This window comes from Faecalibacterium sp. I3-3-33, assembly GCF_023347295.1.
GTDB lineage: Bacteria > Bacillota > Clostridia > Oscillospirales > Ruminococcaceae > Faecalibacterium.
Genome location: NZ_CP094469.1, coordinates 2,268,507 through 2,284,042, shown reverse-complemented (window position 1 = coordinate 2,284,042; position 15,536 = coordinate 2,268,507). Strand labels below are relative to the sequence as shown.

Sequence of the window (15,536 nt, the reverse complement as noted above, 5' to 3'; positions counted from 1 at the left end):
GATTGCTCCTTAATTATAAAATAGTTGGCAAAAGGCTACTGCACCATCTGCTGCAAGGCGTCCGGCTCCAGCAGTTTGAAACTGCTGCGGTAGGTGTCGATGAGCCCTTCCTTCTGCATGGTGCTCAGCTCCCGGGAAAGGGCGCTGCGGTCGCAGTTGAGGTAATCCGACAGCTGGATGCGGGAGAAGGGGATGCTGAAGGTCAGGCTGTGGGCGCGGGCGGCTTCGCTGAGCAGATAAGCCGCCACCTTGGCGCGCAGGCTCTTCATCACCAGCAGGTCGATGCGGCGGGAGAGGGAAAAATATTTATCGCTGATGGTGCGCACAAGGTTCTGTACCACCCGCTGGTGGGCGGGGCTGCCGTCCGAGAGCAGCAGCCGCTCGTAGGGCAGCAGCAGCACCTCGCAGGGGGCGGCAGCCAGCACGGTGACCGGGCTGGACAGGCTGGAACCGCCCAGCACGTCCCCGAACACCCCGCCCGGCTCTACCCGGGCAATGGGGATGCGTGCCCCGCCCGGTGCCGGACGGTAGGCCTCCAGCTCGCCGGACAGCACGATGCCTACCCGGTGGCTGGGCTCCCCCGCCAGCACAAGGGCTTCGCCCTTGCCGTAGCTGCGCACGCTTGCCCCAAGCCGGGACAGCAGCGTGCTGAGCTCCGCAGCGGAAAGACCCGTGAACAGCGTGGTGGTTTGTAACAGCGGCAGATAATTATTCATCGCAACTCCGCAGAGAAAATAGTGTTCTCCGCAGCCTCCTGCAATTACGTTGCGCACGCAACGGTATTTTTACCCCTATTATAGTAAACTGGAACGCGCAAAGCAAATGATTTTGCAAAATTTTCAAAAAAAGACCGGTTTCCGTCCCCGCAGCGGGGCGTGCCGGGTGTAAAAAGGAGTATTTCATGAAAAAGATCCTGTCCTTACTGCTGGCGTTCAGCCTTGCACTGAGCCTTGCAGCCTGCGGCGGCAGCGCAAGCTCTGCCGCTTCCAGCACGGCGGTGTCCGAGACTGCTTCCTCTGCGGCTGCTTCTGAGGAAGAGTCCGCAGCGCCGCTGTCCGCTACCGAGCCGCTGCGCATTGCGGGCCTGAAGGGCCCCACCACCATGGGGCTTGTCAACCTGCTCTCGATGGAGCAGGCCGGCACCGCTGCCATGGACTATGATTTGCAGCTTTACGGCGCTGCGGATGAGATCGTGCCGCTGCTCATCAAGGGCGAGCTGGACATGGCCGCCATCCCGGCTAATCTGGCGGCGACTCTGTACCAGAAAACAAATGGCGGCATTCAGGCCGTGGCAGTGAACACCTTGGGCGTTTTGTATGTGGTGGAGCAGGGCGATACCGTCCACAGTATGGCCGACCTCAAGGGCCGCACCATCCTGTCCACCGGCAAGGGCACGACCCCGGAGTATGTGCTGCGCTATCTGCTTACCGCCAACGGCCTTGACCCGGACAAGGATGTGGACATCCAGTATTACAGCGAAGCCACCGAGGTGACCGCCCAGATGGCCGCTACGCAGGACGCCATTGCCGTGCTGCCCCAGCCCTATGTGACCGCCGCCGGGCTGAAGGACGACACCCTGCGGGTAGCCCTTGACCTGACCGCCGAGTGGGACAAGGTGGCAGACACCCAGCTGATCACCGGTGTGACCGTGGTGCGCAAGGCCTACGCTGAGGAGCACCCGGACGTGGTAGCCGCCTTTCTGGCAGACTACGCCCAGAGCGTGAACGCCGCCAACACCGATCTGGATGGCACCGCCGCTCTGTGCGAGGAGCAGGGCGTGGTGGCGAAAGCCGCCATCGCCAAAAAGGCACTGCCCAACTGCAACATCGTCTGCCTGACCGGCGAGGAACTGAAGGCAGACGTCTCCGGTTATCTGCAGGTGCTCTACGATGCCGACCCCGCCGCCGTGGGCGGCACGCTGCCCGGCGAGGACTTCTACTGGACAGCCCAGTAACAACCTGAAAAAAGCATTCCATCTCCCGCCGCTCTGCCGTGGTACGCAGTGCGGCGGTTTTTGTTGGAAAACGATTTTGAATGGCTTCCGCTGCGCTCTAGCCATTTTCAGCGGAAAAAATATTTTTTAATTCGCAATTCTGGAAAATCTGCGGATTTTCCAGAATTGCCTTTTCACAGGGGGCTGTAACGATAAAATGGTGGTTTAGAATGCATCTGCTGCTCACCGCTACGACCCCACCCGTGAAAATAGCGTTTGGAGCGCTCCACAGAGCGCGACAAACGCGAAACTATAAATAATAATACCTTGATTTATGGCCAGAGCGCCAGCGGAGGCCATTTTAAATCGTCCCGGTTGCAATTCCGCTGCAAAAGTTCTACAATAGAGGCACATTATAGAATATGGAGGGAAAACCTATGGCTTGCACTACCATTCTGGTCGGCAAGGCAGCATCGTACGATGGCTCTACCATGATCGCCCGCAACGATGACTCCGGCTCCGGCCATTTCACCGCGAAAAAATTCACCGTGATCCACCCGGAGGAGCTGCCCAAGACCTACCGCAGCGTCCTCTCCCATGTGGAGATCCCTCTGCCGGAGGGCGCACTGCGGTTTACCGCCATGCCCAACGCCGTAGAGGGCAAGGGTATCTGGGCAGCTTCTGGCGTCAACGCCGCTAACGTGGGCATGACCGCTACCGAGACTATCACCTCCAACCCCCGTGTACTGGGCGCAGACCCGCTGGTGGAGTACCAGCCCGCCAAGGGCGAAAAGCCCGAGGTGCCCGGCGGCATCGGCGAGGAGGATATCGTCTATCTGGTGCTGCCCTATATCCACTCTGCCCGTGAGGGCGTGCTGCGTCTGGGCAGCCTGCTGGAGCAGTACGGTACTTACGAGATGAACGGCATCGCTTTTCAGGACGTAAACGAGATCTGGTGGCTGGAGACCATCGGCGGTCACCACTGGATCGCCCGCCGCGTGCCGGACGATGTGTATGTGGTCATGCCCAACCAGCTGGGCATCGATACTTTTGATCTGGAAGATGCCTTCGGCGCACAGAAAAATTACCTCTGTTCTGCCGACCTGCGGGAGTTCATCGCCAAGAATCACCTCGACCTCTCTTTGGACGGCGCGCTAAACCCCCGGGATGCCTTTGGCAGTCACGATGACGCCGACCACGTTTACAACACCCCCCGCGCATGGTATATGCTGCGCTACCTCAACCCCCGCACATGGGTGTGGGAGGGCGCCGATGCCGACTACACCCCCACGTCCGATGACCTGCCGTGGTGCATGGTGCCGGAGCGCAAGGTGACCCCGGAGGACATCAAGTATATGCTGTCCAGCCACTATCAGGGCACCCCCTACGACCCCTACCTGAGCTACGGCGACAAGTCCGCAAAGGGTGCGTACCGCTCCATCGGTATCAACCGCAACGACTTTATGGCGCTTTTGCAGATGCGTCCCGACCAGCCGGAGGAATCCCGCGCAGTGGAGTGGGTGGCCTATGCCTCCAATGCCTTCAACACCATGGTGCCCTTCTACGCCAACGTGGAGCGCACCCCGGAGTATCTGGCAAACACCACCGGCACTGTGTCCACCGATAACTTCTACTGGACCAGCCGCCTCATCGCCGCCATGGCAGATGCTTCCTATAACAAGTCCCTGTTCCATCTTGAGCGCTACGAGGAGGCTGTGCTCTCTGCCGGCCGCGCACTGGTGAACCAGTACGATGCAAAGCTTGCCGCCGAGCAGGACGCTGCCCGCCGCGCCGCCCTGCGGGAGGAAGCCAACACTGCCATCGCCGCCATGCTGCAGGAGAAGGCTGCTGATACGCTGGATAAAGTCCTGTTTGAGCTGAGCAGCCAGATGAAGAACGCGTACTCCCGCTCGGATGCCTGATTGAAACCAGCTTGAGCATCAAAACCGGTCACAACCGGTCACATAAACGCAGAAAAGACCACCGCATACACAAGTGCGGTGGTCTTTTTTAGTGGAAAAGCACTCTTGTATCCCACATATTAGCAACGGTGCACAAAAATCGAGGAGATTTTTTGTAAACGAAAATGGCTGAAACTGATTGATTTTGACGGGACTTTTGCTATAATAAAGATGAAAACAACCAAAACACGCCAAGACCGTGCAGAAACGGTCAGACGTGGGAAGGAAAGAAGGAGAAAGACACCATGCTGGCAGAGGAACGTTTTGCACTGATCTTAGAGCAGCTGAACGAAAAGCGTACCGTGACGGTGCAGCAGCTGTGCGAGGCGCTGCACACCAGCGAATCCACCATCCGGCGTGACCTGACCGAGCTGGACCGGCAGGGCAGATTGACCAAGGTACACGGGGGAGCTACCCTGCCGGACAGCCGTTTTCTGGCAGACGAGCCCACCATGGAAGCAAAAGAGACTCTGGCTGTGGCAGAAAAGCGCAGCATTGCCGCAGCCGCCGCAGCACTCATCACCGCCGAGGATTTTGTGTTCATTGATGCAGGCACCACTACGCTGGAGCTGGTGCGGGTGCTGGCGGGTGCAGCGCTCAAGGCCACCTATGTGACCAACGGCGTGGCGCACGCCCGGCTGCTGGCGCAAAAGGGCTGCCGGGTGTATCTGCCCGGCGGGCTGCTGCGTCCCCAGACCGAGGCCATCGTGGGGGCACCGGCGGTCAGCAGCATCCAGCAGTATAACTTCACCAAAGCGTTTATGGGTGCCAACGGCGTGGCGCTGGAAGCGGGCTTTACCACCCCGGACCCCGAGGAAGCAGCCGTAAAGGCCGCAGCCGTCCACCGCGCAAGGGAAAGCTGGTTCCTTGTGGACGATGCAAAGTTTGCAAAAATTTACCCGGCGGTCATCACGGACCTGCACGGCGGTGCCATCCTGACCAACCGCTGCCCGAACCCGAAATATAAGCAGTATACATTCGTGAAGGAGGCAGAAGTATGATCTATACCGTTACTTTTAACCCGGCCATCGACTATGTTGTGCGTCTGGACGCACCGCTGGAGGTGGGCGCAGTGAACCGCGCCCAAGGTGAGGACTGCGTGCTGGGCGGCAAGGGCATCAACGTGTCCGGCGTGCTGGCGCAGCTGGGCTGTGAGAGCGTGGCGTTGGGCTTTGTGGCGGGCGAGACCGGCGCATGGCTGGAGCGCGGTCTGGCGGCGCAGGGACTGAAAACCGATTTTGTGCATCTGGAAAACGGCATGACCCGCATCAACGTCAAAATCAAGGCAGGGCAGGAGACCGAGCTGAACGGCGCAGGCCCTGCCATCCCGGAAAGTGCTTTGCAGCAGCTGGAAGCCCAGCTGGACAAGCTGACCGAGGGCGACATCCTCATTCTGGCGGGCAGCATCCCGGCAAGCCTGCCACAGAGCGTCTACGAGCGGCTGCTGGCGCGGCTGCAGGGCAGGGGCGTGCGCGCGGTGGTGGACGCCACCCGCGACCTGCTGGTGAACGTGCTGCCCTACCATCCCTTCCTCATCAAGCCCAACAACCATGAGCTGGGCGAGATCGTGGGTAAGGTGCTGACCAGTGACGCCGAGATCGTGGCCGCTGCCCGCACCCTGCAGGAAAAAGGTGCCCGCAACGTGCTGGTGAGCATGGCAGGGGACGGTGCGCTGCTGCTGGACGAGCAGGGACAGGTGCACCGCATCGGCTGCCCCAAGGGCAAGGTGGTCAACAGCGTGGGCGCAGGCGACAGCATGGTGGCCGGCTTTGTGGCCGGGTATCTGCAAAGCCGCAGCTACGCGCAGGCGCTGCGTCTGGGCACGGCCTGCGGCAGCGCAACGGCCTTCAGCCTTGGGCTTGCCACAAAGGAGAAGATCGACGAGCTGCTGGCGCAGCTTTGATAGGATAAAAGAAACAAAGGAGGAAGTTTTATGCGCATCACCGAGTTATTTACCGCACAGTCCATTGCGCTGGACGAGGCGCTGCAAACGCAGGAGGAGATCCTGAGCCGTCTGGTGGAATTGCAGACTACCCATGGCAACATCACCGACAAGGAGGCCTACAAAAAGGCACTCTACGCCCGCGAGGCCGAGGGCTCTACCTATGTGGACAACGGCATCACCGTGCCCCACGCCAAGACCAATGTAGTCACCCGCCCCAGTCTGGCCGCTCTGCGGCTGAGCACCCCGGTGCAGTACAACGCTGAGGATGACGGCACCACCGACCTGCTGTTTGCCATTGCTGCACCGGAAAACGGCAGTCTGCACGTTGATATGCTGGCCCGCATGATGCAGATGCTGATGAACGAGGACTTTGTGGAAAAGCTTAAAGCCGCCAAGACCCCCAAGGAGTTCTTGGAGTGCATCGATGCGCAGGAGGAAGCACAGTTCGGCACAGAAAGCTTTACCCAGCAGGCCATCCCGCAGGACGGCTACCGCATTCTGGCTGTGACCGCCTGCGTCAACGGCATCGCCCACACCTACATGGCCGCTGAGGCGCTGACCAAGGCCGGTGACAAGCTGGGTCTGCCCACCAAGGTGGAGACCAATGGTTCGGACGGCGCAAAGAACATTCTGACCCGCGCCGAGATCGCCGCTTGTGACGGCATCATCGTGGCAGCGGAGAAAAAGGTGGACACCGCCCGCTTCGACGGCAAGCCGGTGCTGTTCACCCGGGTGGACGACGGCATCCACAAGCCGGAGGAACTCATCAAGAAAATTGCCCATGGCGAGGTGCCCGTGTTCCACGCCGAGGGCGGTGCAGCAGCCGAGGACGACAGTTCTACCAAGGACAGCTTTGGCCGCAGCCTGTACAAGAACCTGATGAACGGCGTTTCCCACATGCTGCCCTTCGTAGTGGGCGGCGGCATCATGATCGCGCTGGCCTTCCTGCTGGATGATTACAGCATCAACCCCGCAAACTTCGGCATGAACACCCCCGTTGCCGCCTTCTTCAAGACGGTGGGCGGCGCTGCCTTCGGCTACATGCTGCCCATTCTGGCAGGCTTCATCGCCATGTCCATCGCCGACCGTCCGGGTCTGGCCGTAGGCTTTGCCGGCGGCGTGCTGGCCATGAACGGCACCAACTTTACCGACCTTGCCGCAGGCAGCACCACCGGCATCTCCGGCGGCTTCCTTGCAGCGCTGCTGGCCGGTTTTGCAGCGGGCTACATCGTGCAGTTCCTTAAAAAGATCACCGAAAAGCTGCCTGCCAGCCTGAACGGTATCCGCCCCATGCTCATCTACCCGCTGGGCGGCATTCTCATCGTAGGTGCGATGATGTGCGCTGTGAACCCGGTGATGGGCATGATCAACACCGCCATGACCGACTGGCTGAACGCACTGGGCGGCAGCTCCAAGGTGCTGCTGGGCGCTATCGTGGCCGGTATGATGAGCGTGGATATGGGCGGCCCGGTCAACAAGGCAGCCTACGTCTTTGGCACTGCCGCCCTTGCCTCCGGCAACTACGAGGTGATGGCCGCCGTCATGGTGGGCGGCATGGTTCCTCCCATCGCTATTGCCCTGTCTACCACCTTCTGCCCCCGCAAGTGGACGCTTGACGAGCGCCGCAACGGCATTGTGAACTACGTCATGGGTCTGTGCTTCGTGTCTGAGGGCGCTATCCCCTACGCAGCAGCCGACCCGCTGCGTGTCCTGCCCAGCTGCGTGATCGGCTCTGCGGTCGCCGGTGCGCTCTCCATGACCTTCGGCTGCGCACTGCGCGCACCCCACGGCGGCATCTTCGTGTTCCCGGTGGTGGACCACGCCGTGCTGTACTGCGTGGCGCTGGCTGTGGGCAGTGTGCTGGGCGCAGTGATCCTGAGCCTTGTCAAAAAGACCCAGCCCGCCGAGGCAAAGTAACAAGCCATTCTCTTCTCCATACGGATAGTTCTTCATAAGAGCAAAGGGGACTGCCGCACACTGCGGCGGTCCTTTTTGCGTTTTCCGACCGTCTGCGGTAAAAAGATGTTTTTTGCACCGGACAGTTCCCCGGCAGTGGAAAATGTGTTATCATAGGAACGATAAGAATGTGTAAGACCCCGCACTTGCGGGGAGAAAGGAAACGATCTGTTCCATGCGCAGACAAAGCTTCTGGAACCACCGGTTCACCCGCACCCGGATCAAAAGCGAGAAGGTCCAGCTGCCGGAAATGCTCTTCGGCTATATTCTGGGCCCCATGGGTGCTTCCATCTCAGGCAGTATTTTCGGCAGCATCCTGCAAAGCTACTTTACCGATGTGCTCCGGCTGGATCTGCGGTTCCTCAGCCGGCTGCAGCTGGTGTCCACGGTGCTCATCGTGGTGGCAAATCTTCTGGTAGGCCAGCTGATCGAGCGCACCCGCGCCACGGCGGGCAAGGCAAGGCCGTGGCTGCTGCTCTCGGTGTTTACCTTTTCCTCTGCCAGCGTGCTCATGTTCATCGTGCCCTTTCAGGGCATCGCGCGCATGGTGTGGATCGCCGTGGCGTACAACCTGTACTACTCGTTTGCGTCTCCCATTTACAGCACAGCCAGCAGCATTATGCTCTCGGTGTCCACCCGGGACAGCCGTCAGCGCGGGCTGCTGGCCTCCATCAACAGCATGGTGGGGCTGGGCGTGATGGGCACTTGCAGCATGGTGTTCCCCATGCTGGTGTCCTTTTTCCTCCGGGAAAATATCCACCGCTGGTTCTTTACCATGCTGGGGGTGGCGGTGTTCACCGGGCTTACCATCTACTTGCAGTTCGCCTTTACCAGGGAGCGCGTCACCGAGGAACGCCGCATTCTGGAAGGCCTGTACGGGCCGGAGGATGAATTTGAAGCCGCCCGGCAGGCAGAAGCACCCTCGCAGGAGCCTGCACCGGTGCAGCGGGTCTCACTGCGCCGCCAGCTGCGGGCGGTGGCTGCCGACCCCATGTGGTGGCTCATACTGGGCATATGCGTGCTGTTCCAGTGGAGCGGGTCTTTAAAAAACAGCACCATGACCTACTATTGTAAGTGGGTGGTGGACAACACCTTTTTGGGCAGTGCCGGTGCATGGGGCGCGTCTCAATCCCTGCTGACCATGATGGGGGCGCTGCCCATGGCGCTGGCCTCGGTGCTGCTGGTGCCGCTGACCGACCGGTTCGGCAAGCGCAAGGTGTGCGGCTGGTTTTTGCTGCTGGGCGCTGCGGGCGGCGTCCTCGCGGGGCTGGGGCAGGGCAGACTGGTTCCTGTTGCCATCGGTGTTGCGCTCAAGTGCTTCGGCTCTGCACCTATCTGCTGCCTGCTGCTTGCCATGGTGACCGATGTGGTAGACCATGTGGAGGGGCGCAGCGGCATCCGCACCGACGGACTTACCATGTCGGTGTACAGCTCCCTGTCCGTGGCGGGAGGATCGGTGATGAGCGCACTGTTCAACGGGGTGCTGGCGCACACCGGCTATGACCAGTGCGCCAGCACGGCGCTGGGCACTGCCGCCCAGAACGCCGCCGTGCGCCATGTGATCGCAGGCGGGTATATCTGGGTGGAAACGCTCAGCTATGTGGCGGCGGGGCTTTTGCTGCTGGCCTTCTGGAAGGTGGAAAAAGACCTTGCCGCCCGGCAAAAGACCTGACCCAAAACGGCATCTGCAACAAAAAACAGAACTTTGTACCGCCCAAAACGGCCTATCCTGCCGGAATTGTATTTCGTGCTTTGTTTTGCATTGCGCCTCACCCCGGGCTGTGGTATACTTATATTTGTGATTTTTTAGTCCGGGTATGGTGTGCCCGGCCACCAGAGAGGAAACGAACGATGAAAATAGGATTTGACAACGACAAATATCTTGCGATGCAGTCTGAGCATATCCGCGAGCGCATCAAGAAGTTTGACAATAAGCTGTATCTGGAATTCGGCGGCAAGCTGTTCGACGATTATCACGCTTCCCGCGTGCTGCCCGGCTTTCAGCCGGACTCCAAGCTGCAGATGCTTTTGCAGCTCAAGGAGCAGGCCGAGATCGTCATCGTCATCAGCGCCGAGGACATCATCAGCAGCAAGGTGCGCGGCGACTACGGCATCACCTACGATCTGGACGTGCTGCGCCTCATCGACGCTTTTCAGGGGATGGGGCTGTATGTGGGCAGTGTGTGCGTGACCAAGTACACCGCCGCCGCCGAGGTGGAAGCCTTTGAAAAGCGGCTGAACAGTCTGGGCATCCGCACCTTCCGCCACTACAAGATCCCCGGCTACCCCAACGATGTGGCACGCATTGTCAGCGACGAGGGCTACGGCCGCAACGAGTACATTGAGACCGAGCGCCCGCTGGTGGTCATCACCGCGCCCGGTCCCGGCAGCGGAAAAATGGCCGTCTGCCTCTCCCAGCTGTACCATGAATACAAGCGCGGCGTCAAGGCCGGTTACGCCAAGTTCGAGACCTTCCCCATCTGGAACATTCCTCTGAAGCACCCGGTCAATCTGGCCTACGAGGCCGCCACCGCCGACCTGAACGATGTGAACATGATCGACCCCTTCCATCTGGAAGCCTACGGCGTGACCACCGTGAACTACAACCGCGACATCGAGATCTTCCCGGTGGTGAACGCGATGTTCGAGTTGATCGCAGGCCAGAGCCCCTACAAGTCCCCCACGGATATGGGCGTGAACATGGCCGGCAACTGCATCGTGGACGATGCAGTCTGCTGCGAGGCCTCCCGCAAGGAGATCGTGCGCCGGTACTATAAGTGCCTGTGCGAGCAGAAGATCACCGGCACCGCCAAGGAGAGCGAGCGCTACAAGCTGGAGCTGCTGATGAATCAGGCCGGGCTGACCATGGGGGCCCGGGAAGTGGAAAAGCAGGCGCACGCCCGCAGCGAAGCTACCGGCGGCGCACCGGCTGCTGCCATTGAACTGAGCGACGGCACCGTCATCACCGGCAAGACCGGCCCGCTGCTGGGTGCTACCGCAAGCGCCCTGATCAACGCACTCAAGCATCTGGCGGGCATCCCGCAGGAGACGGATCTGGTCAGCGCCGCTGCCATCGAGCCTATCCAGACCCTCAAGACCAACTATCTGGGCGGCAAAAACCCCCGTCTGCATACCGATGAGATCCTGATCGCTCTGTCCAGCTCTGCCGCTTCCAGCGAGCTTGCCGCAGCAGCTATGCACCAGCTGCCCAACCTCAAAGGCTGCGATGTGCACTCCACCGTGCTGCTTTCCAGCGTGGACAGCAGCACCCTGAACCGTCTGGGTATGTACCTGACCTGTGACCCCGTCTACGAGGAAGAGGACCGCAAGTACCATAAGCTGTAAAAAATAGCAATGCGCAAACTCCCCCTGTTAAAGCCGTCTGGCTTTGGCAGGGGAGTTTTCGCTATTGCCTTGCTACTTGTCCGCAGATATGGTACACTTGTTCTGCTTATTTTTTAAAGCGGATAAGAAAAGAGGATTAACAATATGGAACAACAACACAAACGCAGCGCGTTCTCCGGTAAGATCGGGTTCGTGCTGTCTGCCGCAGGCGCTTCGGTGGGTCTGGGCAACATCTGGCGCTTCCCGTATCTGGCAGCTAAATACGGCGGCGGCATTTTTCTGCTGGTATACATTCTGCTGGCAGTCACCTTTGGCTATACCATGATCGTGGCCGAGACCGCACTGGGCCGCATGACCCACAAAAGCCCGGTCAGCGCCTACGCCCACTTTGGCAAGGGGAAAGGCATCCGCTTCGGCGGCTGGATCAACGCCATTATCCCCATTTTGATCGTGCCGTATTATTCGGTCATCGGCGGCTGGGTCATCCACTATCTGGCCGAGTATCTGTGCGGACGCGGCAGCAATCTGGCAACGGATGGCTACTTCTCCGCCTTTATCACCAACGGTCTGCAGGCCGAGCTGGCCTTTTTGCTGTTCAGCCTGTTCACGCTGAGCATTATCTTTGCTGGTGTGCGCAACGGCGTGGAGCGCGTCTCCAAGGTAATGATGCCGGTGCTGGTGGTGCTGTCGCTGGTCATTGCGGGCTACTCTGTCACCCGTCCCGGTGCGCTGGCGGGTGTAAAGTATTTTCTGGTGCCCAACCCCAAAAACTTCTCTTGGATGACCGTGGTCACCGCCATGGGGCAGATGTTCTACTCTCTGTCCATTGCCATGGGCATTCTGGTCACCTTTGGCTCCTATATGAAGAAGGACGTCTCCATTGAGGAGTCCACCGAGAACGTGGAGGTGTTCGATACCGCCATTGCCATCATGGCAGGTCTGATGATCATCCCGGCGGTGTTCGCCTTCTCCGGCGGCGACCCGGACACCCTGCAGGCCGGCCCTGCACTGATGTTCATCACCATCCCCAAGGTGTTTGCCAGCATGGGTCTGGGCACTGTGGTGGGTGTGCTGTTCTTTGTGCTGGTGCTGTTTGCAGCCATTACCAGCTCCATCGCTCTGACCGAGAGCGCCGTCTCCACCTTTGAGGACGAGCTGGGCTGGGATCGTACCCGCTCCACCGTGCTCATCGGCGCCATCATGGTGGCACTGGGCAGCCTGTCGGCACTGGGCTACGGCCCGCTGGCCGGGGTGACCGTGTTCGGGATGCAGTTCTTGGACTTCTTCGACTTTTTGACCAACTCGGTCATGATGCCTATTGCAGCCATTGCCACCTGCCTGCTGGTGTCCCGCGTCATCGGCGTGGAGCAGATCGCGCAGGAGGTGGAGCAGGATGGTCAGCGCTTCCGCCGCAAGCCGGTGTTCAATTTTATGATCCGCTGGCTGTGCCCCATTTTTGCAGCCATTATTCTGGCAAGCTCGGTAGCAAACGCCTTTGGCTGGATCGCCATGTAAACCAAAAGCAGTATTTCCGGCAGCAGAACGCAAGTTTTTGACAGTAAAAGCAGGACAAGGGGGCCCTTATGAAAATGGAAACCTTGAAGCAGCAGATCCTGACGGCAAAGGGTGACGTGCGGGCAGAGCTTGTGCTGAAAAATGCCCGGGTCATCAACGTGTTCACAAACGAGATCGAGCAGGCCGATGTAGCCATCCGTCAAGGCATCATTCTTGGCGTGGGACACTATACCGGCGAGACCGAGCTGGACCTGCAGGGCCAATACGTCTGCCCGGGGCTTGTGGATGGGCACATCCACATTGAAAGTTCCATGCTCTGCGGCCCGGCCTTTGAACAGGCGGTGCTGCCCCACGGCACTACGGCGGTGGTCACCGACCCGCACGAGATCTCCAATGTGGCCGGTACGGCGGGGCTGGACTTTATGCTGGAAACTACCAAAGATCTGGCACTTTCGGTCTACTTTATGCTGCCCTCCTGCGTACCTGCCACCGGGCTGGATGAGTCCGGCGCGGTGCTGGAAGCGGAGCAGCTGCGCCCCTACTATCAGCAGCCCCGGGTGCTGGGACTGGCGGAGCTGATGAACTCCTACGGCACAGTGCGCGCGGACGAAAAGATCCTGCAGAAGATCTGCGACTGCAACGCTGCGGGTAAACGCATCGACGGGCACGCACCCTTCCTCAGTGGGGAGGAGCTGAACGCCTATATCGCCGCCGGGGTGCAGTCCGACCATGAGTGCTCGGACATCCACGAAGCCATGGAAAAGCTGCGGCGCGGGCAGTACATCATGGTGCGGGAGGGCACGGCGGCGCAAAATATGGAAAGCCTGCTGCCCCTGTTCCGGGAGCCTTATTGCAGCCGCTGTATGCTGGTGACCGATGACAAGCATCCCGGAGACCTGTTGCAGGGCGGGCATATCGACTACATCATCCGCAAGGCCATTGCCGCCGGGGTAGACCCGGTGGTGGCGGTGCGGATGGGCACCCTTGTCCCGTGTCAGTACTTCGGTCTTGCACACAGCGGCGCGGTAGCTCCCGGTTACACCGCTGACCTGATCGTACTGTCGAATCTGGAACAGTTCACGGTGGAGCAGGTGTACAAAAAGGGCAAACTGGTGGCGCAGCAGGGCAGAATGCTGCACCCCGCCGCCCTTACTGTGGACAAGGCACGCTTTGCGAGGGTGTTCGATTCCTTCAACATGGACGAGATCACCCCGGAGCAATTGCAGTTGAAGCAGACCGGCACCCGGCAGCGGGTGATCTGCCTGACCCCGCATTCGCTGTTGACCACCGAAAAGATCGTTCCGTTCTGTCAGCACCCGGGCACAGCGCCCGGTGTGGACGTGGCGCAAAAGATCGTCAAGCTGGCGGTGTTCGAGCGGCATCACCGCTCCAGTCATGTGGGCTTGGGCTTTTTGGGCAACTACGGCCTGCAATGCGGCGCAGTGGCTTCCAGTATCGCCCACGACTCCCACAACCTCATCGTGGCGGGCACCAACGATGCCGACATGGCGCTGGCGGGCAACACGGTGCGCAAAAATAAGGGCGGCCTTGCCTTTGCACTGAACGGACAGGTGGTAGGGGAGCTGCCGCTGCCGGTGGCAGGGCTTATGAGCACCGAGAGCGCCGAGACTGTGGAGGAAAAGCTGCAAGCGCTCAAGGCGGCGCTGAAAGCCCACGGCATCTCGGAGGACATCGACGCCTTTATGACCCTTGCCTTCGTCAGCCTGCCGGTCATCCCGAAGCTGCGGCTGAACACCTACGGCATCGTGGATGTGGATGCCCAGCAGATCGTCCCGGCGGTGTTCTGAGAACGCGGCACAGGATTGAATTTGGAAATCATTTTTATCGGCACAATGCCGGACAGTCTGCGGGCTGTCCGGCATTGTGCATTCACGGAAAGATGGCTCTTGACTTTTTGCCACAGAACCGGTATGTTGATACTGTCCACTTACCACACAAATAATATAAGGAAGCTTTATGGAAAAACGCAGCACACCCTCTTTGCAGATCACCGACCGTTTTGGTGCACAGGCGGCCTTTGCCAGCCTGCGCCTGCCGGACGGTACCGAGGCCAGCGTACCGGCAGAGCACGCCGCTGCTATCTATGTAAACGAGCAGCCCGCCTTCCGGGTGGTATGCACCCCGGCGCTGCTGCCGCAGCTGGCCTTGGGGCGGCTGCTCACCGAAGGATGGATCGCATCTGCGGACGAGGTGGAGCAGATCGCCGTCTGCGCCGAGGGCGCAAAGGTGCAGGTATATCTGCGCCACCCGCTGCCCACTCGCCGCGCCGCCGCGCAGGAGGTTGCCAGCTGCTGCACCGATAATATCGCGCTGGGCAGTCCGGTGGAGTTACAGCCCTTGCGCCCTGTGCCGGGGCTGGTCTTGCAGCCGGAATGGGTGGAGCGCCTGACCGCCGCCATGCACGCCGGACTGCCGCTGTACCGCGCCACCCGGGCGGTACACAGCTGCTTTGTGCTGCACAAAGGGGAAATTGTTTTTGCCTGCGAGGATCTGGGGCGGCACAACGCGCTGGATAAGGCGGTGGGCTGCACGGTGCTGGCAGGGCTTCCGCTGGCAGAATGCGTGCTGTACACCAGCGGCCGGGTGCCGCTGGATATGGTGCGCAAGGCCATCCGCGCCGGGGTGCCGGTGCTGGTAAGCAAGAGCATGCCCACCGTGCAATCCGCAGAGCTTGCAGCAGAATACGGCCTGCAGCTGGTGTGCGGGCGAAAAATCCCTAAAGTTTAAGCAAATATTACAAAAACAATCGTTACAAAACGGAAAAGCCTGTCTGTTTCTGTTGACATACTCCGCGCACGCATGTTAATATATTATCGAAGAGACCGCTCCGCTGTTGCAGCAGCCAGAGCGGCCTCAATTG

At 60.0% G+C, this 15,536-nt stretch carries 11 protein-coding genes; 10 read left to right on the top strand and 1 reads right to left on the bottom strand.

Annotated features, from left to right (window positions below):
• Positions 1-35: 35 nt before the first annotated feature.
• Positions 36-716, bottom strand: coding sequence for a Crp/Fnr family transcriptional regulator (locus MTP39_RS10780; RefSeq protein ID WP_249240517.1), 681 nt, complete (start codon positions 714-716; stop codon positions 36-38).
• Between the two features lie 185 nt (positions 717-901).
• Between MTP39_RS10780 and MTP39_RS10775 the strand changes: the two genes are divergently transcribed.
• The 10 genes from MTP39_RS10775 (at position 902) to MTP39_RS10730 (ending at position 15,403) form a co-directional block, all read left to right on the top strand.
• Positions 902-1,954, top strand: a complete 1,053-nt coding sequence (locus MTP39_RS10775) for an ABC transporter substrate-binding protein (RefSeq protein WP_249240516.1) — start codon at positions 902-904, stop codon at positions 1,952-1,954.
• Positions 1,955-2,370: 416 nt separating this feature from the next.
• On the top strand, positions 2,371-3,855 hold the full coding sequence (locus MTP39_RS10770) for a C69 family dipeptidase (RefSeq protein ID WP_249240515.1): 1,485 nt from the start codon (positions 2,371-2,373) through the stop codon (positions 3,853-3,855).
• 284 nt (positions 3,856-4,139) lie between these two features.
• A complete protein-coding gene (locus tag MTP39_RS10765; protein WP_249240514.1) occupies positions 4,140-4,895 on the top strand; it encodes a DeoR/GlpR family DNA-binding transcription regulator in 756 nt (251 codons plus the stop codon).
• Positions 4,892-5,797, top strand: coding sequence for a 1-phosphofructokinase (pfkB, locus tag MTP39_RS10760; protein WP_249240513.1), 906 nt, complete (start codon positions 4,892-4,894; stop codon positions 5,795-5,797). Before MTP39_RS10765 ends, pfkB begins: the two co-directional genes overlap by 4 nt.
• Positions 5,798-5,827: 30 nt before the next feature.
• The gene (locus MTP39_RS10755; RefSeq protein ID WP_249240512.1) at positions 5,828-7,756 is read left to right on the top strand and encodes a PTS fructose transporter subunit IIABC; all 1,929 of its coding nucleotides are present in this window, start codon (positions 5,828-5,830) and stop codon (positions 7,754-7,756) included.
• Between the two features lie 214 nt (positions 7,757-7,970).
• Positions 7,971-9,467: an MFS transporter gene (locus MTP39_RS10750; RefSeq protein WP_249240511.1), complete on the top strand. Its 1,497-nt coding sequence runs from the start codon at positions 7,971-7,973 to the stop codon at positions 9,465-9,467.
• 179 nt (positions 9,468-9,646) lie between these two features.
• On the top strand, positions 9,647-11,140 hold the full coding sequence (locus tag MTP39_RS10745; RefSeq protein ID WP_249240510.1) for a DUF1846 domain-containing protein: 1,494 nt from the start codon (positions 9,647-9,649) through the stop codon (positions 11,138-11,140).
• A 144-nt stretch (positions 11,141-11,284) separates the two neighbouring features.
• On the top strand, positions 11,285-12,655 hold the full coding sequence (locus tag MTP39_RS10740) for a sodium-dependent transporter (RefSeq protein ID WP_249240509.1): 1,371 nt from the start codon (positions 11,285-11,287) through the stop codon (positions 12,653-12,655).
• A 68-nt stretch (positions 12,656-12,723) separates the two neighbouring features.
• On the top strand, positions 12,724-14,463 hold the full coding sequence (gene ade, locus MTP39_RS10735; protein WP_249240508.1) for an adenine deaminase: 1,740 nt from the start codon (positions 12,724-12,726) through the stop codon (positions 14,461-14,463).
• Positions 14,464-14,632: 169 nt separating this feature from the next.
• Complete coding sequence (locus tag MTP39_RS10730) at positions 14,633-15,403, top strand: formate dehydrogenase accessory sulfurtransferase FdhD (protein ID WP_249240507.1); 771 nt, start codon at positions 14,633-14,635, stop codon at positions 15,401-15,403.
• Positions 15,404-15,536: the final 133 nt, after the last annotated feature.